Consider the following 20,072-nt stretch of genomic DNA (forward strand, 5'->3'; position numbering starts at 1 on the left):
ATCCTTCAGTCTGACCAGGAGAAGTTATGCCTTCATTTGATATCGTTTCTGAAGTTGATAAACAAGAAATTCGTAACGCGGTTGATCAGCTTAACAAGGAAGTTTCTGCCCGTTTTGATTTCAAGGGCTCGGATGCACGTGCCGAGCAGACCGACTATGAGCTTTATCTTTTTGCGGATGATGAATTCAAACTCGGTCAAGTGATGGATATTCTGATAGCCAAATTTACCAAGCGAGAGATTGATGTGCGCTGTCTGGATAAGGGGCAGGTTGAGAAAATAAGCGGTAACAAGGTAAAGCAAAAAATTACGGTTAAAACCGGAGTGGAAAGCGATCTGGCCAGAAAAATTGTCAAGCTGATCAAGGATAGCAAACTTAAAGTCCAGGCGAGCATTCAAGGTGAGGTTGTACGGGTAACTGGTGCAAAACGTGATGTTTTACAGGAAGTAATTCAGCTAGTGAAAGGCGGTATTACAGAATTGCCATTACAATTCCGCAATTTTCGGGATTGAACGTTCGGTTCGGTGACAGGTATCAATTATTCCTTCTTAAGATTACTACAATAAACGGGGCAAGAGTGCATGTTGCTGCAACTCCCGCTTTGGCCATCTATTTAGAAATTAGAAATAGTTCCACTGTACCTGGAATCTCACGACATCAGACTTGAATTGCTTGTCATGTTTTAGATCAGTGCGGTTCATCATATGATAGACCGTTGTAAGTTCAACTGCCGGTGAAATCTGCCATTCTACCCCGAATTCCCAGTCTCTTACACGATCCTGAGGGGTATTATCCTGGAGTCTCAGTGCACCGTTATAGCGTTGCCATTTGACGAATGGAAGTAAGGTTCCCCAACGAAATCCATCGTATTTATACATTGCCTGAACATAGCCGCCGTTGAGGGAATGGTTGGCAATCGTTTTCTTATCGTCACTTAGGCTGGGACCATTTCCCCAGTTCCATTCAGCTTGTAAGCCAAAGGGCTGCGGATAAAGTATAGCGTGCACCCCGACACGTTCATCTCTGATACCTTTTTCAGGTACACCCGTAATCTTGGTTTTATCATATTTCGGAACATAGCGACCGTGGTAAGCGGATGCGCCTACTTCAATAAGTTGGCCGTTTCCAAACTGGAACGGATAGGTGAGACGGCCTACGATGTGCACTCCGTTATTCAGGTCAACATTGTTGGGCCCCTGGCCACCAAAAGTACCAAAGGAAAACATACCGTAGTCACCCGTGCCTTTCAGTTTCTTCGCTGCTTTGAACCGCTCTTGTACATGAGTGGGCGTCCACATAAAGAATGCACCGATGTCTCGCTCATTACAACAGTCCATTGCATCGGTGCGGTCAAGTGCGAGACGCTCTGAGCTGGATTGTAGGCTTTCGAAGCCGAGCGGAATTTTTGATTGTCCGACCCTAACCCGATATTCCTTGCCTTTATCGAAGAATAGGTCACCATAAGCATCCCTTAAGATGGCGCTACTGGCAAGATCTGCCTGTAAGTAAAAATAGAGATAATCGGTAATATCCCCGGAAAGAGCCAGGCGCGCTCTTTTGATCAAGAAGGATGATTTATCCGGTCCGGCAGATTTGTCCTGCCAGTAGGATGCGCCATCATTGTCTCCCCACAGACTTTTTCCGTAGCGGAATTGTGTATAACCCTTGATGCTGATTCTTTCGTACCATTTTTTTTCTTCCTTGGGTTTTTCTGCAGAGGGTACAGGGGTTCTCGATGCATGTTTAATTTGTTCGTTTGTTTGTTTAGACTGCGTTTCTACACGCTGTTCGCTATCTTGTGCGGATCTGGTTTCAGCATGTCTGGTGGGTGATTCATCCGGTCTGGACTTTTCTTCGGCTGGGGATTTGGATACTGTTTCTTCCACCTGCTGGAATACGCCCAGCTTGATCCTGTTTTCACCCGGCTCTGCATAAAGCTGTTTGGTGACGGTATCCATGTAGAGGATAAGTTTTTCTGCACAGACCGGAAGCGGAACAGACAAGGTGGGTAATACAAGAAATATGAGCAATGCAAATGACCTGATACTTGTAATTTTCGCCATCATTTGTTTGATTTTTATCCTCTTATTAAAGTATAGAAATATACGTCGATCACCATGACTGAGAATAGTAATTAAAATTATTCTTGTAGACTGTTTCAAGAATCGTGAGGATGTATTGATACAGTCGTCGGAATTATCCTGATAGCGAGTGACAGGCTAGTGACAGCCTGGTGACTATTTTGTTACAGAAATTACGGGAAAATATCTGAATCCGGACAGGATTCCTGCAGCCGGGCGGGAGATCGCCTGGTGCAGGAAGATTAATGCTGAAGGATGAGTGGTAGAGGGGATTGCAAATAAAGAGAATGGAATAGAGCTACGTTATAGCTTTTTCGTATCAGGTTGATGTGTGATTCGGAGTATGGATATTGATATGAACAGAGTTTTCTGGCTGCTGGTTTATTTTTCCCATTCCAACTCGAATATCCTGTGCAATAGTTTGGTAAAGTGGGTAGATAGCTGGACGTATGTTTTGAAGAGTTTTATCAATACTAAACATTGATGGGAAGCGCAAACCGTTGTGTTCGGTCGGCGCCCCAATAAATTGGATTTCAAAACCCAGTTTATTAAAATGATTGGCTAGACGTTCTTCTGTAAGAATGAAAAGTAACTTAACGCCGTATAAGCGTGCTAATTCAACTGCACCATAATAAAGCCCCAGTGGAATATAGGGAAAGCGTGACGTCTGATTAGAATCAAAATCGTTTTCAGTGAGGCAGACGGGATTGCTGGCTTCACCTTTTCTACGGCGAAATGAAGAAATAACTGCAAGGCGGGAAACTTCAGCAATTTGTTTTCTGGGCAATTTTACTGGATTAATAATGGAGCGATTCAGGGTATTTGCGCAGGCTTTCTCAAACGGTAAAAGCCAATCAGAGCTATCAGTTGGTGGAATAATGATACGGACACACCCGATAAATTTTTCCTGTCGAGTATTACGGATCAGTAAATGTAATGCATGAGTATCATATTCATCTGATTCCAGCTGATCTTGGCGTAATGCCTCATATTTCAGCTCTTCGCAATAAACTGAATGACGAATGTAATAAGCTTCGTGCTTTAATACCTCAGTGAAAGCGGGAACAATTTCAAAATATTGCTTGAAGGCGGTTCCCAAGTTGGTAGTTTTTTGGGTGAACATAATGTGCCTCTTGTATGTAATTGCTTGAAAAGTGCTGTACAAATAAATCCAGATCTAATTACTAAAATCCGGAATCATGGCAATTAACGGCTTTATTTTAGAAATATTGAATTTTCAGCACAATGAGCCTACAAGATCTCTTCTGAGCAGCGTACAAGTAGTGATTTAATGAATAAATATTGGATCAGTCCCGGGCTGAGGACTCACGTTTGGTAGCATTGCTGTATTGAAATATGGCTTGAGCGATTGCTGGCTGAGGATCAGCATCGATTAAAAAATGTGAAGATACTTCGTAAGGATTCGAGAGGTTAATGTAATGTTGGTGTGCATAAATCGTATTATAGAAATACTTGGATTTGTGCGTTTTTATTCGAGTGGATTTGGTGAGTGTGTCAACTGGGCGCAGCAACCAGATTCGTATCTGGATATATACACGTTTGAACGGGAGAGTATCAGCTTTTTTCAGTGTACACTGTTAGGTTGTGGATCAGGGTTGGCCTGTTTCCCAGCTTATCGAGAAGAAAATGGATCGTTCTTTAATCCGCTTAATTTAAAGAGAAATCTAATGTCATGTAGATCATTGCGATACCGTTTGGGCAGATTTTCTGAGAGTTTTCGGATTTTTTCCAAAGTTGTTTGTGGCAAAGTTTTGTCTTCAGTTTTTATGATCGTTAGAATGGGGATCAAAGCAGTAGAAAGAATTTGTACCTTTTTTTCAGGAAATATTTCTGCAGCAAGCTGTTTGAATTCCTCGGAAGAAAAAGCGGCACGCAGTGATCGTTCATAATCCAGTGTAAAAATAGCGGGTTGGTACTTTTTATTCAGATAAGCAAAATAAAGGACTGAATAGAGTGATTTGAGTCGTGATAAATCCATCAGGAATAAAGCTCCTTCTGTTCTCAATACCCGCCTGATTTGTCTAAAACAATTTTTTAGTAAACGTTCGCTGGGCAGGTGATGTAATGCCAGTGTGCTGATAACAGCATCGACCGAGTTGTCAGGAATTGTATTGAGTGTCGAAATATCATCTCTGACAAAAGAGATATTGTTCACTCCCAGCTGATCACAATAGGCCTTGGCATTTTTTAACATATTTTCTGACATATCTACGCCAATAAATTCAATCTGTGGATTAATTTGGGCAATTTGTGCCAGTTGTGTTGCGGGGCCACAGCCAAGATCGAGTACCTTATTACAGTCCTGTATAATTTGAGAAATACGGGTGGTATTGAACAGGTAAGTGGCAGACATAATACCGTCAATACGCCCGGCTTCTGCAAAAGCCGCTACCTGGTTTTTATCCTGCATGACCAAATCTGGTTCAGGCTCGCGATTAAATTCATGTTTTCCAAGTATTTCTCGCAGTAACGTTGGAATAACCGAAATTCTCATGTTTCTTGCTCCTGTATCAGATTTTGACTAGCAGTTTACTAGGATTGGAATACAGGTAAAAGACAAATACTGGGAGAAATATACGTTTTAGTAACACGTAGCTTGGGTTATATGATCCAGCAGAAAATTATATTAGGGAGAAAGGAGGTGTTGAATGTAAAACTAAAAAGCCCCGCACCGGCTAGCCGTATGTGGGGCTTTGTTAGTTGATTAGTAGACTAGTATTGATTAGGCTTTTTTACGAAGACGTGAAGTGCCAAAGCCGAGTAAGCCGATTCCAAGCAAAGCAAGCGTTGCCGGTTCTGGTACTACGCTCCCTTGAAAATCAAATGTACCTACACCACTTTTAACAGCCACGATACATTCACCTGTTAAGCAACCTGTTGCTGTGTCATAGTTAAAAGCTACTGCATCACCTGTATTGTTAAATGCATTGAACATCAAGTCATAAAAAGGATTGGGCTGAGAAAAAAAGGATTGCCCTGCGGGAGATGTCAAAAAATCAGTGTAGGAATTTAAAGCTACCCCTCCTTGAATAATAGCTGACTCGCCTGTTATTAGTGAACCTGTCGCAAGTATGAAATCATCAGCTATCGTACCACCAACAGATGCTGGGTTTGTTAAAGTTGCCTGTGTAAACGCAGTATCTAAATTTGGATCGGCGTACATGGTGAATGTAAGGGTATCTAAGGTATACGTACTTCCGGTAGTACCGAAACTACCGGAACTCAAACTGGTTGTTAAATCAAATGTAAGATAAATCCTGTAATCTACAGTGATACGGGAAATACCTGCTCCCACGGTAGAGCCTGCAAGTGCAAAATTCGAAAAATCAATATAGCCAGATTCAGCAGCAGTGTTAGTAGAAGCATTTAGAATAATTTGTCCTGATGCCGTTCCTGCAAGCGAGTCGGCCTGAAAATCATTATGTGCAGAATTTCCTGTAATATAGCTTGGGCTCACTGTAAATACTTGGTATGCCAATGCCTGGCTGGAAATTCCTAAAATACCTAAACCGCCAAGAATAGCCGGGATTAATTTTTTGTTCATAAGTCACCTTTAAGTTTTAATACATAGATCAAGAGGCAAATATCGCGCATTTTTGTTCAAACGCTTACTTTTATATAAGCATAAGATATGCCAATTTTTTGATTCATGCTTAACGATATGTTTATAAACATAAATTTTCTTAAAAATAAATAGAGATTTGGTTCTTTTTTGTTATTCAGAAAAAATGTAAAAAAAATCGACAAAGGCTAGCCAAAAGTAGTGGATATTGAGTCGAGGGGTGTTAGCTGTGTTCAACTAGTGACGTAATCTCTGGTCGGCTGGTAATTATTGGTAAATGACTGGCATTTCCCATTCTAAAGAGAATAACTGGTATGTTTTCAGGAAATATTGTTTTCCAGCCGGCCAAAAGTTTTTGTTGCAGGGTTGCTGGAATACCTTCGTTTATTGCTTGTGGCAGTGCATAGATTGCAGAAGCAGGCATGGGTTGCAGCACACGCCCTTGTTTGGTCAGGGTAAGCCACAGTCTTTGAAATGAGCGCCCGGCTTGTAGTATCGATTGAGTGTCGATTTTTTTTACACTTAATGCACCTAAATGGGGAGCAAGCCGACAGGGTAAATAGCTGGAGCGAAAACCCAATACGTGGTGCATTCCGAAAGAGTTGGCCAGTTGTGCGATTGGCCAATGGCGCAACAGGCTGAAGAAGCCTCGCGATAATGGTTCAATACCTAATGCACCGGGTGGTAACCCTTCGGTGCAGGTAGTGTGCCAGCCAATATCAAAGCGAATGGCGGAGAACAGCTCTTCATGCAAAAGCGGGTTGCGAAAACGTTCGGTTTCAGCAATGCGCATCAGGTAAGCAGTTTGTTTGCGTAGTGCAGGAGTATCCAGCCAGTGTAATTTGCAATCTGAATATTTTTGTATTGTCTGATGTAATACCTCTCGTTCGATATCAGTCATACCAGGGCCGAGAAAGTGTAATCTGCGGTTGGTGTGACGCAGGGGAATCATTTCTCGAAGGGAGTCTTCTTCAGTCTGATCTGCATGTAGGGTGATTTGCAGGATCAAGTGAGGGTTGCTTGGTTCGGGAAATGACATCGCTTCAGCATGGAAATTGAAATGACTGGCGGCGAGTACAATATTTTCTGTTATAGCTCCCAAAGATAATAATGCCAATACCCATTTATATCCTCCTTCGGACGGAAATTCAGTTCTGGTGTGATAAATATGGATACTGTTTCCGGTTATCTTGAAGCGAGCTTGGTGCTGGTTATCTGCTGAAGGCGCCAGAATGGCGCTTTGCAGGATGTAATCAAGTTGTTGTTGGGTTACTTTGTTTGTCTTGCTATGCATGTTTAAGTTTGCGATGAGCCAGGGAAATGGCTAATCGACTCAGTGGATTCCTATTTCCCCAGGGACGCCATGTGAATGCTAGTTTGTTTAGATAGGCATCAAAGTGATATCCCTTGGGTGCTACTCTGATTGGCCCGCGACCAAGCAGAATTTTTAGAGCCTCGGTTGCGGCTGCTCCTGCACAAAGCTGGCAGGCCATGATGGTGGACGGTCCTTTGCGGTTAACCAGATCGATTGTAGTCGGATCAACTAGATAGCTCATTTGCAGGCGTGCGGGTGCGAGCCCTATAAAAAAACGTAACCCCTTTTCTTCTTCTAAGCTATTTTTTAAGCCAAAATAATCCTCAAAGGTCATGCCTCTTGGCATGAAGTTGAGTACTGCTGTGCCCATGCCCAAAGGAGCAGCGGTTACTGCGGGGATATTTTTGGCGGCACAGGATGCAAATATATGTTGGCGAGCGTTGAAGGCAAAAAAATCCAGGCCATCAATGTAAATATCAACATCAGCCAGAAATGCCTCGGAATTGCCTTCATTTATACCATCGGGAAATCTGGAAATTTCCAGGTCGGGATTAATTTTAAGAGCTTCCCTGATCATGACATCAAGTTTGCTCAATCCTATGGTTTCAATGTTGGCACCAATTTGTCTGTTGAAGTTGGCCAGATCAAAAGTGTCAAATTCGGCCAAATGGAATTTACCTATTCCCAACCGACAGAGTGTCAATAGATGAAGTCCGCCAACCCCCCCCAGCCCGGCGATAGCGACTCTTTTTTGTTGTAATCGATTTTGTTCTTCTCTTGTCAGCCAACCGATGTTGCGGGAAAAGGCCTCGTTATAAATAAATGGCTGCTGCATATTGATAAGTTTAAATCTATTTACCTAAAGTCGAATGTTTCTGCATGATTTTAATTTGTTTTCTATGATTTAAATATTAGTCGTTATTTGATTTCTTGAAAAATCTAAAACATCTGGAAAAATGTTACTAATGTGAGATTAGCTGAAGGGGTTGAACTGTCTGTAGATTACTTGTTGATTTTTGATTTATCCAAGGAAAGGGGATGCAATGCGGGTACAAGGAACGACTGGTTGTATTTGTATCGCATGTTCCGGCCTGTGAATTGATCTGGTTTTTTATGAATTTGTGTTCTAAGTGCAACAGGACTGCGGGTGCGTTGACGCGCGGACAGATTTTTTCTTCTCCAATTAGTTGAAATCCAAACATGCGGCGCTGGGGGGTGGCATGGCGTGGATTAACTTCGCAAAAAAAGTCTGTTACCTGATAAAGATTGCGTGCATAAATATAAGCAAACTGGAAGAGCACGGCGATCATTTCCTTTGAACCATGCTGAGGATCCAGTACCAGCTTCGATAGCTCACAAACTCTCCTCCCTTTCTCTCGGAAGTAGTCTATTTCAGACTGGTAGAGTTCATCAGCAAGTAGACCTTCTTCTGAATCAATTTTTAGTGTAAGTGTTCCGGCTACAATATCGCCGATTGTTGCTAAAAATGTAAATTCATTGGGCTTGTGTGAAAAAACAGATGCACTTTCTGTATTGTAGCCGCGCAAGGCATACATCTGTTTGATCAGTGTAGTGGCTTTAATGCGTTGTTTGAGAGAGCTGACCAGGTGAATGCTGTAACCGTTGTGTTGCAGGAGGCAATCCGGTTCAGTGTGATCGGGGTAGTTACTCGGGCTGGCTGGTATTCGGTATTGTTGAGGGGGGAGGGGCTGTGTTCTGCTGTAGTTGAATGAAGGTGAGTCGGGGTGATGAATATTAAATGCGAGATTTGCTAGCTGGATATTCTTTGCCGTAACTGCCGGCGTGGATTGGTTCGCGATCTGCATAGAACATACTCCTCATAAGTCATTTCCTGAATTAAACAAATGTAATTCAAAGAATGGTTGTTTGATAAACTGGAGCAGATAAATCATTTACTACCTGCAATATGCTTTCAATAAAAGCATAATCCATGCCATTTGTAATAATGGTTGTTAATCAGATAGTTATAAATTTTTCTGTTTTTTGATGAAGAGAATTGTCGCTGTAATCTGTTATGAAGATTGTGAGCAGTCATAATCAATTGTTTTTATTGAATATTATTTGTCTCTTTAGAGAGACGGTTGGGCTGGGGTGATGGTTGTTGCAAGGCGGCTGCGCCAGAGTATTCGAAGCAGGAGCAACAAAACTCGTTCTCGTGAATGCTGTGGGCATGAAGCAATTCGGCAGTGGGGGTGCGAAGGCCTGGATTGCCGTGATCTCGTAGGCTATGCGAATTATGTGGAGCTTACCTTCCTTAATAAAAAGAACGGAAGGAGCAAGTTGCTGGTTCTGCTATATTTATTTTTCTTGAATTTGATTGTATATAGACATACATAGATGGAACAGTTTTGAGTTTGCATAAGGATAAATTTGGCTGAAATGATCAGAATTTTGTTGTTCCTCATTAGCTTGCAGGCAGTATCCGCTTTTGCGGTGGAGATTACGCCGCGTATTACTGATCGTGAAATCGTTGAATCATTGGCGGAGCTTAGGGCAGGGCAAAAAGCGCTGGAAGAAAAATAGATTTACGTTTTATAGCGATGCAGGAGAAAATGGATCAGCGTTTTGAAGCCATAGACCGGCGGCTGGATTTTATCCAGCAGCTGATGCTGGTGAGAATTGCCGACATATTTGGTCTGATTGGTTTCATTGTATGGGATCGCTATGCAACACTGCGTCCTATGGACACACGCCTTAAGCAGCTTGAACGGGAGCTGTAAAATGACCTTTGGCTGCAGTCTGACGCGCATGCTTCATACCTTGCGCGAACTGGCGAAGGAAGATAAAAAAATTGAGGCAATTTTGCGCAGTTTATCGCTGTTATAGGTGGTTCCTAGAATGCCTCAGTTGATGATTGGCCGCCTGATACCATGAACCCGGCGTATGCTTTTACGATCGTTCTTGTACCTTTGCATTGAGTATGAGGGTGATTAAAGAGTGTAAAAATTTTCGACACACTTGTTTGTCAGGTCAAGCCCCCGTTGCTTTTCCGCAAGAGGGTGAACATTGATAGAATGGCTAGAGTTGTCTTTGCCCCTCTCTCGGCGTATGACAAAGCATGGTTTCTGTTTTCAGTATTTGATTAGCTGAAAAAAACTTGTGCTATATTGGTTGCTTGCTTCTGTCCGCTGTACAACTTCTTTTTACCCGGATCCGGGTATTTCAAATTCTTGATTACAGTTTCTCAATTTATTTCGGATATCAGTAAAAGTGTTTTTTGAATGGGTAGTCGATCCTGCTGCGTGGGCAGGTTTGGCAACACTGATTTTTTTGGAAATTGTGCTGGGGATTGATAATCTCGTTTTCATTGCAATCCTGGCGGATAAACTGCCGCCGGATCAGCGTGAGAAGGCACGTATTGTTGGTTTATCTCTGGCGCTTGTCATGCGCCTCATCCTGCTTGCATCCATTTCCTGGGTCATTACGCTGACTACGCCGTTATTGACAGTTTTTGATATTGGGCTGTCCTGGCGAAATATCATCCTTCTGTTCGGTGGCATATTCCTGCTTTTCAAGGGGACGATGGAGTTGCATGAGCGGCTGGAAGGACATTCCGGGCAGAAAGAAGGCAAGATTGTGCACGCTGTATTCTGGCAGGTCATCGTTCAGATTATTGTGCTGGATGCGGTTTTTTCGCTGGACAGCATGATTACAGCGGTGGGGATGGTGGAGCATCTTGCGGTGATGATGATTGCCGTCATCATTGCGGTGGCTGTCATGATGGCATCTTCCGGACCGTTGATGGCATTCGTCTCGAAACATCCCACTGTTGTGATTTTATGCCTGGGTTTTTTGATGATGATCGGCTTTTCGCTTGTAATTGAAGGCTTTAATTACCATGTTCCCAAAGGGTATCTCTATGCGGCAATCAGTTTCTCGATTCTGATTGAGGTGTTTAACCAGATTGCCAAGCATAACAAGGAAAAGTTCGTCACTACTGGAGACTTGCGAGAGCGTACCGCAGCAGCCGTATTACGACTGCTTGGCGGGAGAGGTGGCGAAGTTGGGTTGGGTGAGACTGCAGAAGTGATCGCGCAGCAGGTTGCCAAAAATGATCTGTTCGCCCGGGAGGAAAAGGAGATGATTGAAGGCGTGTTGACGCTGGCTGAGCGCCCTGCCATGTCAATTATGACGCCACGCACTGATATTGATTGGCTGGATTTGGAAGATAGCACTGAAATGATCAGATTGAAAATCATCGACAGTGGCCATTCGCGTTTTCTATTGTCACGCAGTAGTGTGGATGAGTTTGTTGGCGCTGCATTCGCCAAGGATCTGCTGCGCGATATGCTGGAAGAAGGAAAGATCAACCTGGAAAAGTCGTTACGCCATCCGATTGTGGTGCATGAGCGTGTGCCCGTGATCAAACTGATGGAGCAGCTCCGCAATCAATCATTACAGCTAGCAGTGATTGTTGAAGAATATGGATCAGTCGAGGGAATTGTGACGCCGGCAGATATTCTGGAAGCAATCGCTGGTGAATTTCTGGACGCAGATGAAGAAAAAATGGTGGCGGAACAACAGGCGGATGGTTCGTGGCTGATGGATGGATGGATCAGTATCCGCAAGGTATCCAATTTATTGGAATACGATCTGGTTGATGAGGCTGAACGCTATTCCACGCTCGGGGGGTATCTGCTCTGGCAGTTAGGCTATATTCCAAGTGAGGGGGAGCAGATTACGGTTGATGGTCTGATTTTCGAAATTGTTTCAGTTAACCGACATAATATCGGTAAAGTGCGTGTGTGCCGCGTGCAGCCTGAAAGTGAGTAAGGGGATTCAATGAGGATATCTGGAGGATTGTTTTTGCCGCTGGCGAAGTGAAAGGAGTGGAGGCCAAAATTGATTTTTCCATTGAACACATACCTGTCGAAATTTTTTACACTGTCTGCAAGGCTGTTTTCCTGTCGCTATTTTGTCAGAAGATGACTTGAAAATTTTCATTTGCTGGCAAATGGTTATCCCCGGGTTCAGGATGTTCTCCATTTTTGGCATGATTGTTGCTTAATATTTAAGAATAAAACAAAACCTTAAGGAACTTCTGGACGAATCCGACATGGTCACGCACGTGGTTTTGTGGGATGGGTCGCAAGGCGCGCATAGATCATTCCCTTCGCAACGAGCGGAACAAGCAGGCTACCCGAAAAACCGTGTGCTCATCGCGTTGTGCACCTTGGCTTCGTAGAATGGGTTCGCGGTATACAGTATACACCTTGCGATCATCGCAGTTTTACCAGCAGCGCGGCTCATGGAGGATTCGTGCGGAGGCTCCTTAACTATCCAAGCAGAAGAGAAATATGCACATCTTCCAAAAATGGCGGTGGGTTGTGTTGAGTTTTTTAGCTCTGCATGCTGCTGTCACTTACAGCAGTGAACCTGTTCCCCGGGGAATACCCGGTAATGTTGCAAATAATGCCGAAATATTGGTGCTGCAGGCTCGTCAATACGAACATGGCGAGGGTGTGCCGCAAGATAGAAAAAAAGCGGTGGAATTGTACTGTCAGGCAGCCAGGCTGGGTTCGCCGGAGGGACAATATGCACTGGGATGGATGTATGCCAATGGACGGGGTGTTGAGCGTAATGACAATATTGCTGCGAGCCTGTTTGAAATGGCCGCCGCCCGGGGGCATGCCTATGCACAGAAAATGCTGCGGTTCATGCCTGTGCCAGCCAATCCAAAGGCACAGTTACCGGATTGCTTGAACAGAAATATTTATGCTCGCGCCAAGGCAACGCCAAACAAATATTACGTTAACCAGTCCGTGTCTGCACTTGTGGAGAAACTGGCACCACAATACGAGATAGATCCTGATCTTGTGCTGGTGGTTATTTCAGTTGAATCCGGTTTTAATGTGCAGGCAGTTTCAGCCAGGAATGCTCAGGGATTAATGCAACTGATCCCGGAAACAGCGGAGAGGTTTCAGGTCAAGGATGCTTTTGATGCAGAAGACAATATCAAGGGGGGCATGGCTTATCTGAGATGGCTGCTCGCTTTCTTCAAGGGAGATGTGGCGCTGGTTGCTGCGGCATACAATGCCGGGGAAGGGGCGGTCGAGAAATATCGCGGCATTCCGCCTTATTTAGAAACTGTAAAATATGTCAACAAAATCTTGTCGCGCTACAACAAAACTACCCATCCATTCCAGCCTGGTGTGGTCAGCAGAACTTCTTTCATCTTCACCTCGGTTGGAGCTGAGCAATGAGACGCCGGCTATCTCACAAAATAAGTTTCCATCACTTGTAAACATCTGTAAAAGCAATTGGCTTTGTGAACACCGCAGGCGTGAAGCAATCCAGCAAGTGCTGTCGAAAAATTTTACACTGTGCATGAGCCATAATCGCAGAGTGAGCTGGCGCGTTCTAGTTGGGTAGTGCGATTTATAAATCGGGTGAGGGTGTAGTTTCTTCCAGGTTCTTCTCTTTGAATTCGCATAAATCTACAATCAGGCATTGCTGACATAAGGGCTTCCTGGCTTTGCAGGTATAGCGTCCGTGCAAAATTAGCCAGTGGTGAGCATCTTGCCGAAATTCTTCCGGAATAACCTTGAGCAATTTTTGCTCAACTTCCAGCACATTTTTACCCGGAGCGATGCCGGTGCGGTTAGCCAGGCGGAAGATGTGGGTATCGACTGCGATGGTGGGTTCGCCAAAGGCGGTATTCAGAATCACATTGGCGGTTTTCCGGCCGACTCCCGGCAGTTTCTCCAGTTCTGTGCGGGTGTGCGGGACTTCGCTGCGATGTTGTTCGATCAGTAACTGGCAGGTGGCGAGGATATTTCTGGTTTTGGTACGGTATAGACCGATGCGCTGAATGAATGGACTGAGGCCGACTTCTCCCAGTCGCAGAATTTTCTCTGGTGTATCGGCCATCGGGAACAGTTTGCGTGTAGCCAGGTTGACGCTTTTATCAGTAGCCTGTGCCGAGAGGATGACGGCAACCAATAACTGAAACGGTGTGCTGTATTCGAGTTCCGTGGTTGGATGGGGGTTGGCCTGCCTGAATCGGGTGAATATCTCCCGGCGTTTGGTAGCGTTCATTCTTTAAACGGAATGTTGGAACGCGCAAGTGCTGCGCGTGCACGTTCCATCGCTGCCTGGATGGCTGCTTTTTTCATATCGGTTGCTGGTTGTGTAGCGGAGATAGTATTTGCTCTAAGTCTGTTCTGTTTTGGTTTCCGGGATTTTTGTCGGTTGCGTGCCAGCCTGAGTTGTCTGAGATGATACCGCTCACGCGCGCTGTCAGCTATTTGTTGCCGAATTTCAGGTGTGGCGGGCTCAGACATGGGCACCATGCTGATACAGTCCACCGGACAGGGTGCGATGCAACGTTCACAGCCAGTGCATAACTCGGTCAGAACGGTATGCATGCATTTGGCCGCGCCGATGATGGCGTCCACCGGACAAGCGCGCAGGCAGAAGGTGCAGCCGATGCACTGCGCTTCATCAATGATAGCGACTGCCAGTGGTTTGGGGTGGCCATAAGCCGTATTGAGTGGCTTGGGAGCAATGTTGAGGATGGCGGCAATGGCGGCAGCACCGGCATCGCCACCAGGCGGACATTGATCAATATCTGCGTGCCCCTCAGCAATCGCCACGGCATAAGGACGGCATCCATCAAATTTGCACTGGCCGCATTGGGTTTGTGGCAACACGGCATCAATCCGTTCAATCAATTTACTTTTATCCGGCATGGGGTGGACGAGAGCAAAGTAGTGAGGTGATTTCCGAAACCAGATTCGGGCCACGGTAAATCAATCCGGAGTAAACCTGTACCAGGCTGGCACCGGCTTCTATTTTGGCTTGTGCATCCAGGGGCGACATGATGCCACCCGCCCCGATGATGGGAATGGCTTGCTGAAGATGCGTGGCAAGCTGGCGGATGACGGCGGTGCTGCGTTCCGTTAATGGTGCGCCGCTCAATCCGCCTTGTTCATCACCATGCGGCAGGTGTTCAAGGCCATCACGTGCGGTGGTGGTATTGGTTGCAATCACGGCATCCATACGGTGTTTCAGTAGTAGCGAGGCGATTACTTCAATTTGAGCAGATTCCAGATCGGGTGCGATTTTGACGGCCAGCGGGGTGTAGCGGCCATGCTGATCGCTGAGTCGGGTTTGTTCCGTCTTGAGTGTGCCCAGCAGTTGCTCCAGTTCGGTTTCATTTTGCAGCTGCCTGAGTTGTTTTGTATTAGGTGATGAAATATTGACGGTGACATAACTGGCATATGGGTACGCCTTGCGTAAACAGATCAGGTAGTCATCTACCGCGTTTTGCAGGGGCGTATCAGCATTTTTACCGATGTTGATGCCTAATATGCCTTGATAATCCGCCTGTCGGACATTTTCTATCAGTTTATCTATACCAACGTTGTTAAATCCCATCCGGTTGATGATTGCTTCAGCCTGCGGGACGCGAAACAGCCGTGGGCGGGGATTGCCGGGTTGCGGGCGCGGGGTAACAGTTCCCACTTCAATAAAGCCAGATCCCAGCCGGGCCAGTGCGCTGATGTACGCGCCGTTTTTGTCGAGACCGGCAGCCAGCCCGACCGGGTTAGGAAAATCTAGCCCCATAGCGCGAACCGGTGTGCAGTAGATAGTGCGATTAGGTAACAGCCCGGTTTTCTGCAGTAATCCGAGCGTATCCAGGGTAAGGGTGTGGGCAGTTTCGGCATCAAGCAGAAACAGCAGCGGACGTAGTAGAGTGTATGTCATTCAGATGGTTGTGCAGGTTTCCTGACATTGCCATTGGTTGTCAATTAACAGTTGTAGTGGTTGGAAATTGGCTTTATAGCGCATTTTTCGGTTATTTTCGATCCAGTAACCCAGATAAAGGTAAGGTAGCTGGCCATGATGGCATTGTGCGATTTGCCACAGGATATTAAAGGTGCCATAGCTCGTTCCGGTGACATCCGGATCAAAAAAGGTATACACCGAAGAAAGCCCGTCCGGTAGCTGGTCAATGATGCTAACCATGCGCAGTTGTTGATTCTCGTGGAATGTTACCAGAAAGGAGTCGACCATACTTTGCAGGAGAAAATTGCAATACTGTTCATGCCCATTTTGATTATCAAGATCCATGCCTCCGCCGGGGTGACGTAATTTCTGGTAGCGCTGGTAGAGATCAAAGTGTGCAGGATCAAAATGAAGGGGATGCCGGGTGGCTTGTAAATGCTGATGTCGTTTCCATATTCTGCGCTGGATACGGTTAGGGTGGAACAGTTCTGCCGGGATACGCGCCGGGATGCAAGCATGACATAGCTCGTAATCCGGGCGATAGATGAAATTGCCGCTGCGACGATATCCCTGTCGGATCAGTTGTGTGTAGGTATCAGCATCCGATGCATTGCCGGTCAATACGACCCGGGAGCGTGCGAGCCGCCCTGGTAAGTAACTGCACGGATAGTTTTTGGTGAGCTGGAAATCCATGATTGCTATTTCGGTTGTTGCGGACTATTGCGGATAGGTGAAATTAAAATGCCATTTTCTATTTTGTTCAGGCTGGTCGGTCAGCTTACCCAGTAATTTAGAGAATTGGAGTCTTGGAATCTCTCGCGCACCCATTGACATCAAGTGAGCTGTTTTCATCTGGCAGTCGATCAGGCCATAGCCCTGACGCTCCAGTTGCCTGACCAGATAAACCAGTGCAATTTTGGAGGCATCGGGTACCCGGGAAAACATTGATTCGCCAAAGAATGCTTTGCCAATGGCTACACCGTATAGCCCGCCGACCAATTCTCCATCCACCCAGGTTTCGACCGAATGCGCTATCCCGCGCTGATGGAGTGCAGTATAGGCTGCAATCATTTCGGGATGTATCCAGGTGCCGGTTTGTTTTTCGCGCGGTGCTGCACAGGCTTGCATGACTTGCGTGAAGGCGCTGTCTGTCCGGATCTGATAATGATTTTTCTTCAACGTCTTGTGCAGTGAACGAGAAATTTTCAATTCTTGCGGAAACAGTACCATTCTTGGGTTCGGACTCCACCAGAGTATGACTTCCTCCTGATTGAACCAGGGGAAAATCCCTTGCTGATAGGCAGAAATCAGGCGTTCTGGCGACAGATCTCCGCCAGCGGCCAGTAAACCATTAGGTTCGATCAGTGCCTGTTCCAGTGGTGGAAAGGGGGTATCGGAAAAGAGTGTGCGAATCATGGCTGAAACAATGTCTTCAGGTAAACAATGGCAAATGGCGTTTTCTTGATGCAGATCAAGAGCATCCTGTCTGCAATTATCTAATATCTACTATTAATTAGGGAACTTCGCACGCATCCTCCATGAGCCACATTGCCGCAACCCGCATGGGTACTGGTTTTATGGGTAGTCTCTGCTGTGTTACGCCCGTTGCGAAGGGAATGACCATTGGGCTGGTGTGAATTATTTGTCCGGATGGTTTTTTATTCAATAACAATAATCGGAAGAACCGTGTTTTCAGCTCAATCTGGGCACAAATAGCAGAAAACAGCGCTGCCTTGATATAGATCAAAGTATTTCTCCCGATAGTTATTTAGCATTTGTCGTGCAACATTTGCATATACATAAAACAAGAAAGGAGAACAGGGTGAGTCATAATCCATTCGGAAAGCGTGCCGTATTAAATACCGTGATCGGAATATTCGGCGCTTCAATGCTGCTGGGTGCGCCACAGACATTTGCCGAAGGTGCATCAACACAGGTTTTGGAAGAGCAGATCAGGTTGCTTGAACAGCAATTGCAATCTATCCGGGGCGAGCTGGATAAGGTTAAGTCCGATACCGTGATGCATGAGCAAAAAGTTGATCAAAAATTGCGGATAGTCTCTAAAGCGGAAGCAACCGAGCATGAAGCCCATAAACACATGCTGTTTTTCCGGGGTGGCTTTGCGCATAGTGACCATCTTCGCAATGGTGTTTCCATCCAGAGTGCTGTAGCTCCTATTGGGGTGCAGGATCAGGCAGGCAAAAGTGCCTGGTATGTGGGGGCTGGGTTTGATTTCAGCCTAACCAATGATGTTTGGGGCCTCGCGCCGGGAACCAGTGTATTTGCCGAGTTGATGTTTGAATATAAGCAGTTTAGTAACAAAGTAAAAGGAAATCCGCTTGCCAATGACCCAACACAGTTAGCAGGGCCTGTATTGGGTATCAGTATTCCAAATAATCCGCGTGATGTAACTGTCAGTCAATTTACGTTGACGGCAGCACCGAAAATCAAGTTTATGGAAGGCAGCAAATTCAGGCCCTGGATAATTCCAGCTGGCTTAGCGCTTCACGTTGTCAGTCCACCTTCTGAATCTATTACAGTGTTAGCACCGGGTGTGATGTTTGGCGTAGGCGCTGATTACAACATCTGGAAATCAATGTATATCGGTGCGGATGCCAGATACCATCTGGCTGGCAAGATTGATGGGGTGGATGTCAGTGGATTTACCGTTGGTGGTTATCTCGGAATTGGGTTTTAAAGCAGTGTAAGCGTTCTTTGATATAGAAAATTAGTTAGAAACTGTTTCAATCGTAGTTTGTTTTCTCAGTAGTGACGAGTATTTCTCTCTTCTCGCTTCGAGCAAAATCGGAGCCCAAGCAACAGATTTTGTGACGAAGCCTTTATACCCCGCCTAAGTTTTGGCGGGGTTTTTTTATGAGTGTCAGGAGGACAGGTTAATTTGGTTGCGCAAGGCATCAAGCAGTTTATCGTACAGGCCATTAAAGCTGCCGTTACTCATGATCAAGATATGATCGCCCGGTTGTGCCGCAGTAGTGATGGCGCTGATCATGGCAGACAGATCATGGTGAATGTCAGCTTTATTGCCGAGGGCAGTGAGGGCTGAAGCTACGTCCCAGCCCATCTGATGGGCATAGCAGAATACCTGATCGGCCTGATTCAGGCTGGCAGCGAGGCTGTCCTGCCAGACACCAAGTTTCATGGTATTGGAACGTGGCTCCAGCACAGCGAGGATGCGTGCAGAACCAATCTTGTCGCGCAGCCCTGCCAGAGTCATTTGAATAGCAGTGGGGTGATGTGCAAAATCATCATAGATGTGAATATCGTGAATAATCCCGCGCAGCTCCATGCGGCGTTTCACATTTTTAAAGTGGGATAAGGCTTCAATGCCAAGTGGTGCCGGTACGCCGGCGTGACGCGCTGCAGCCAACGCTGCCAGTGCATTCATGCGGTTATGTTCTCCCAGTAACTCCCAGTGCAATATTCCCTGCGGTTTACCCTGGAAACGGATTGACTGGTTTTGATCGTGCTCCGTGGTGATTTGCCAGCCTTCATCCACCCCGAATTTTTCTACAGGCGTCCAGCATCCTTGATGCAACACGCGCTGCAGGGTTTCATCACAGCCGTTGACAATAATCAATCCATTGCGCGGAACGATGCGGACAAGGTGATGGAACTGACGCTCGATCGCGGCCAGATCCGGGAAAATATCCGCGTGATCAAATTCAAGGTTATTGAGTACCGCAGTTTGGGGTTGGTAATGCACAAATTTGGAGCGCTTGTCGAAGAAGGCGGTGTCGTATTCATCCGCTTCGATGACAAAGAAAGGAGAGAGCGTTTGTTCTTCGTCGATATGCCCCAGACGGGCAGACAGGCCAAAATTCTCCGGGACGCCGCCGATCAGGAAACCAGGAGCAAGCCCGGCATATTCCAGAATCCAGGCAAGCATTGAACTGGTGGTGGTTTTGCCATGCGTGCCGGCAACGGCAAGCACCCAACGATTATGCAGCAGATGCTGTGCCAGCCATTGCGGGCCGGATGTGTAGGGTAGATGTGCATCGAGAATGGCCTCCATTAACGGGTTGCCGCGTGTGACGACGTTGCCAACTACGAATAAATCAGGCGCCAGCTTAATCTGATCGGTGCTGTAGCCTTCGATCAATTCGATATTTTGATTGCATAACTGTGTGCTCATTGGCGGGTAGACGTTGGCATCGCAGCCGGTGACGGTATGACCAGCAGCGCGTGCCAGTACCGCCAGTCCGCCCATGAAGGTACCGCAGATTCCAAGAATGTGAATATGCATAAATGTTCCGGCAGGGTAATTGTGAAGGAGGCAATCGGTTGAGCGGGTGATTATACGCGAGGCGTGACCGGGGGATGT

At 46.0% G+C, this 20,072-nt stretch carries 20 protein-coding genes; 6 read left to right on the forward strand and 14 right to left on the reverse strand.

What is annotated here, in order from left to right; genetic code table 11:
- Positions 1–26: 26 nt before the first annotated feature.
- On the forward strand, positions 27–512 hold the full coding sequence (locus ABF86_RS03190) for a YajQ family cyclic di-GMP-binding protein (RefSeq protein ID WP_011633736.1): 486 nt from the start codon (positions 27–29) through the stop codon (positions 510–512).
- A 108-nt stretch (positions 513–620) separates the two neighbouring features.
- On the opposite strand, the gene ABF86_RS03195 is transcribed toward ABF86_RS03190, so the two are convergent.
- The 7 genes from ABF86_RS03195 to ABF86_RS03225 all read right to left on the reverse strand — a co-directional run bounded on the left by ABF86_RS03195 (position 621) and on the right by ABF86_RS03225 (position 8,805).
- Complete coding sequence (locus tag ABF86_RS03195; RefSeq protein WP_240142195.1) at positions 621–2,003, reverse strand: porin; 1,383 nt, start codon at positions 2,001–2,003, stop codon at positions 621–623.
- Positions 2,004–2,400: 397 nt separating this feature from the next.
- Positions 2,401–3,204, reverse strand: coding sequence for a PEP-CTERM/exosortase system-associated acyltransferase (locus tag ABF86_RS03200; RefSeq protein ID WP_074455474.1), 804 nt, complete (start codon positions 3,202–3,204; stop codon positions 2,401–2,403).
- 510 nt (positions 3,205–3,714) lie between these two features.
- Entirely contained in the window at positions 3,715–4,596 is an 882-nt protein-coding gene (locus tag ABF86_RS03205) for a class I SAM-dependent methyltransferase (protein ID WP_074684883.1), read from the reverse strand.
- Between the two features lie 228 nt (positions 4,597–4,824).
- Positions 4,825–5,646 (reverse strand): flocculation-associated PEP-CTERM protein PepA, encoded by an 822-nt coding sequence (pepA, locus tag ABF86_RS03210; protein ID WP_074684884.1) that lies wholly within the window; start codon positions 5,644–5,646, stop codon positions 4,825–4,827.
- A gap of 241 nt (positions 5,647–5,887) precedes the next feature.
- A complete protein-coding gene (locus tag ABF86_RS03215) occupies positions 5,888–6,958 on the reverse strand; it encodes a hypothetical protein (RefSeq protein ID WP_074455477.1) in 1,071 nt (356 codons plus the stop codon).
- Positions 6,951–7,814: a ThiF family adenylyltransferase gene (locus ABF86_RS03220; protein ID WP_074455478.1), complete on the reverse strand. Its 864-nt coding sequence runs from the start codon at positions 7,812–7,814 to the stop codon at positions 6,951–6,953. Before ABF86_RS03220 ends, ABF86_RS03215 begins: the two co-directional genes overlap by 8 nt.
- A 127-nt stretch (positions 7,815–7,941) precedes the next feature.
- Positions 7,942–8,805 (reverse strand): long-chain N-acyl amino acid synthase, encoded by an 864-nt coding sequence (locus tag ABF86_RS03225; protein ID WP_074455479.1) that lies wholly within the window; start codon positions 8,803–8,805, stop codon positions 7,942–7,944.
- Between the two features lie 574 nt (positions 8,806–9,379).
- Between ABF86_RS03225 and ABF86_RS03230 the strand changes: the two genes are divergently transcribed.
- From ABF86_RS03230 to ABF86_RS03245, 4 genes are all read left to right on the forward strand, one after another.
- The gene (locus tag ABF86_RS03230) at positions 9,380–9,523 is read left to right on the forward strand and encodes a hypothetical protein (protein ID WP_011633752.1); all 144 of its coding nucleotides are present in this window, start codon (positions 9,380–9,382) and stop codon (positions 9,521–9,523) included.
- Positions 9,524–9,552: 29 nt separating this feature from the next.
- Positions 9,553–9,720, forward strand: coding sequence for a hypothetical protein (locus ABF86_RS03235; RefSeq protein WP_160803456.1), 168 nt, complete (start codon positions 9,553–9,555; stop codon positions 9,718–9,720).
- Between the two features lie 490 nt (positions 9,721–10,210).
- Positions 10,211–11,773 (forward strand): TerC family protein, encoded by a 1,563-nt coding sequence (locus ABF86_RS03240; RefSeq protein ID WP_011633755.1) that lies wholly within the window; start codon positions 10,211–10,213, stop codon positions 11,771–11,773.
- 524 nt (positions 11,774–12,297) lie between these two features.
- On the forward strand, positions 12,298–13,203 hold the full coding sequence (locus ABF86_RS03245) for a transglycosylase SLT domain-containing protein (RefSeq protein ID WP_074684886.1): 906 nt from the start codon (positions 12,298–12,300) through the stop codon (positions 13,201–13,203).
- Positions 13,204–13,378: 175 nt separating this feature from the next.
- On the opposite strand, the gene nth is transcribed toward ABF86_RS03245, so the two are convergent.
- From nth to ABF86_RS03275, 6 genes are all read right to left on the reverse strand, one after another.
- On the reverse strand, positions 13,379–14,038 hold the full coding sequence (nth, locus tag ABF86_RS03250) for an endonuclease III (protein WP_074684887.1): 660 nt from the start codon (positions 14,036–14,038) through the stop codon (positions 13,379–13,381).
- Positions 14,035–14,691: an RnfABCDGE type electron transport complex subunit B gene (locus ABF86_RS03255; RefSeq protein WP_074684888.1), complete on the reverse strand. Its 657-nt coding sequence runs from the start codon at positions 14,689–14,691 to the stop codon at positions 14,035–14,037. Before ABF86_RS03255 ends, nth begins: the two co-directional genes overlap by 4 nt.
- Positions 14,681–15,709, reverse strand: a complete 1,029-nt coding sequence (locus ABF86_RS03260; RefSeq protein ID WP_074684889.1) for a quinone-dependent dihydroorotate dehydrogenase — start codon at positions 15,707–15,709, stop codon at positions 14,681–14,683. The genes ABF86_RS03255 and ABF86_RS03260 overlap by 11 nt, the downstream gene beginning before the upstream one ends.
- Entirely contained in the window at positions 15,710–16,423 is a 714-nt protein-coding gene (locus ABF86_RS03265) for an arginyltransferase (protein ID WP_074684890.1), read from the reverse strand.
- Between the two features lie 24 nt (positions 16,424–16,447).
- Positions 16,448–17,146, reverse strand: a complete 699-nt coding sequence (gene aat, locus ABF86_RS03270; protein WP_074684891.1) for a leucyl/phenylalanyl-tRNA--protein transferase — start codon at positions 17,144–17,146, stop codon at positions 16,448–16,450.
- A 97-nt stretch (positions 17,147–17,243) separates the two neighbouring features.
- Positions 17,244–17,477, reverse strand: a complete 234-nt coding sequence (locus ABF86_RS03275) for a hypothetical protein (protein WP_074684892.1) — start codon at positions 17,475–17,477, stop codon at positions 17,244–17,246.
- 75 nt (positions 17,478–17,552) lie between these two features.
- Here ABF86_RS03275 and ABF86_RS03280 point away from each other — a divergent pair, with 75 nt between their 5' ends.
- The gene (locus tag ABF86_RS03280; RefSeq protein WP_074684893.1) at positions 17,553–18,428 is read left to right on the forward strand and encodes a hypothetical protein; all 876 of its coding nucleotides are present in this window, start codon (positions 17,553–17,555) and stop codon (positions 18,426–18,428) included.
- 183 nt (positions 18,429–18,611) lie between these two features.
- On the opposite strand, the gene mpl is transcribed toward ABF86_RS03280, so the two are convergent.
- Positions 18,612–19,994 carry a UDP-N-acetylmuramate:L-alanyl-gamma-D-glutamyl-meso-diaminopimelate ligase gene (gene mpl, locus ABF86_RS03285; protein WP_074684894.1) on the reverse strand — a complete coding sequence of 461 codons (1,383 nt, stop codon included), beginning with the start codon at positions 19,992–19,994 and terminating at the stop codon, positions 18,612–18,614.
- Between the last annotated feature and the right edge of the window lie 78 nt (positions 19,995–20,072).

The sequence above is a fragment of the Nitrosomonas sp. GH22 genome, from assembly GCF_009833115.1.
Classification (GTDB): Bacteria; Pseudomonadota; Gammaproteobacteria; order Burkholderiales; family Nitrosomonadaceae; genus Nitrosomonas; species Nitrosomonas eutropha.

Excerpts from the sequence above, each read along its gene's own strand:
- ABF86_RS03190 (WP_011633736.1), top strand. The coding sequence starts at position 27 with ATGCCTTCATTTGATATCGTTTCTGAAGTTGATAAACAAGAAATTCGT.
- ABF86_RS03200 (WP_074455474.1), bottom strand. The coding sequence starts at position 3,204 with ATGTTCACCCAAAAAACTACCAACTTGGGAACCGCCTTCAAGCAATAT.
- ABF86_RS03205 (WP_074684883.1), bottom strand. The coding sequence starts at position 4,596 with ATGAGAATTTCGGTTATTCCAACGTTACTGCGAGAAATACTTGGAAAA.
- pepA (WP_074684884.1), bottom strand. The coding sequence starts at position 5,646 with ATGAACAAAAAATTAATCCCGGCTATTCTTGGCGGTTTAGGTATTTTA.
- ABF86_RS03215 (WP_074455477.1), bottom strand. The coding sequence starts at position 6,958 with ATGCATAGCAAGACAAACAAAGTAACCCAACAACAACTTGATTACATC.
- ABF86_RS03220 (WP_074455478.1), bottom strand. The coding sequence starts at position 7,814 with ATGCAGCAGCCATTTATTTATAACGAGGCCTTTTCCCGCAACATCGGT.
- ABF86_RS03225 (WP_074455479.1), bottom strand. The coding sequence starts at position 8,805 with ATGCAGATCGCGAACCAATCCACGCCGGCAGTTACGGCAAAGAATATC.
- ABF86_RS03230 (WP_011633752.1), top strand. The coding sequence starts at position 9,380 with ATGATCAGAATTTTGTTGTTCCTCATTAGCTTGCAGGCAGTATCCGCT.
- ABF86_RS03235 (WP_160803456.1), top strand. The coding sequence starts at position 9,553 with ATGGATCAGCGTTTTGAAGCCATAGACCGGCGGCTGGATTTTATCCAG.
- ABF86_RS03245 (WP_074684886.1), top strand. The coding sequence starts at position 12,298 with ATGCACATCTTCCAAAAATGGCGGTGGGTTGTGTTGAGTTTTTTAGCT.
- nth (WP_074684887.1), bottom strand. The coding sequence starts at position 14,038 with ATGAACGCTACCAAACGCCGGGAGATATTCACCCGATTCAGGCAGGCC.
- ABF86_RS03255 (WP_074684888.1), bottom strand. The coding sequence starts at position 14,691 with ATGCCGGATAAAAGTAAATTGATTGAACGGATTGATGCCGTGTTGCCA.
- ABF86_RS03260 (WP_074684889.1), bottom strand. The coding sequence starts at position 15,709 with ATGACATACACTCTACTACGTCCGCTGCTGTTTCTGCTTGATGCCGAA.
- ABF86_RS03265 (WP_074684890.1), bottom strand. The coding sequence starts at position 16,423 with ATGGATTTCCAGCTCACCAAAAACTATCCGTGCAGTTACTTACCAGGG.
- aat (WP_074684891.1), bottom strand. The coding sequence starts at position 17,146 with ATGATTCGCACACTCTTTTCCGATACCCCCTTTCCACCACTGGAACAG.
- mpl (WP_074684894.1), bottom strand. The coding sequence starts at position 19,994 with ATGCATATTCACATTCTTGGAATCTGCGGTACCTTCATGGGCGGACTG.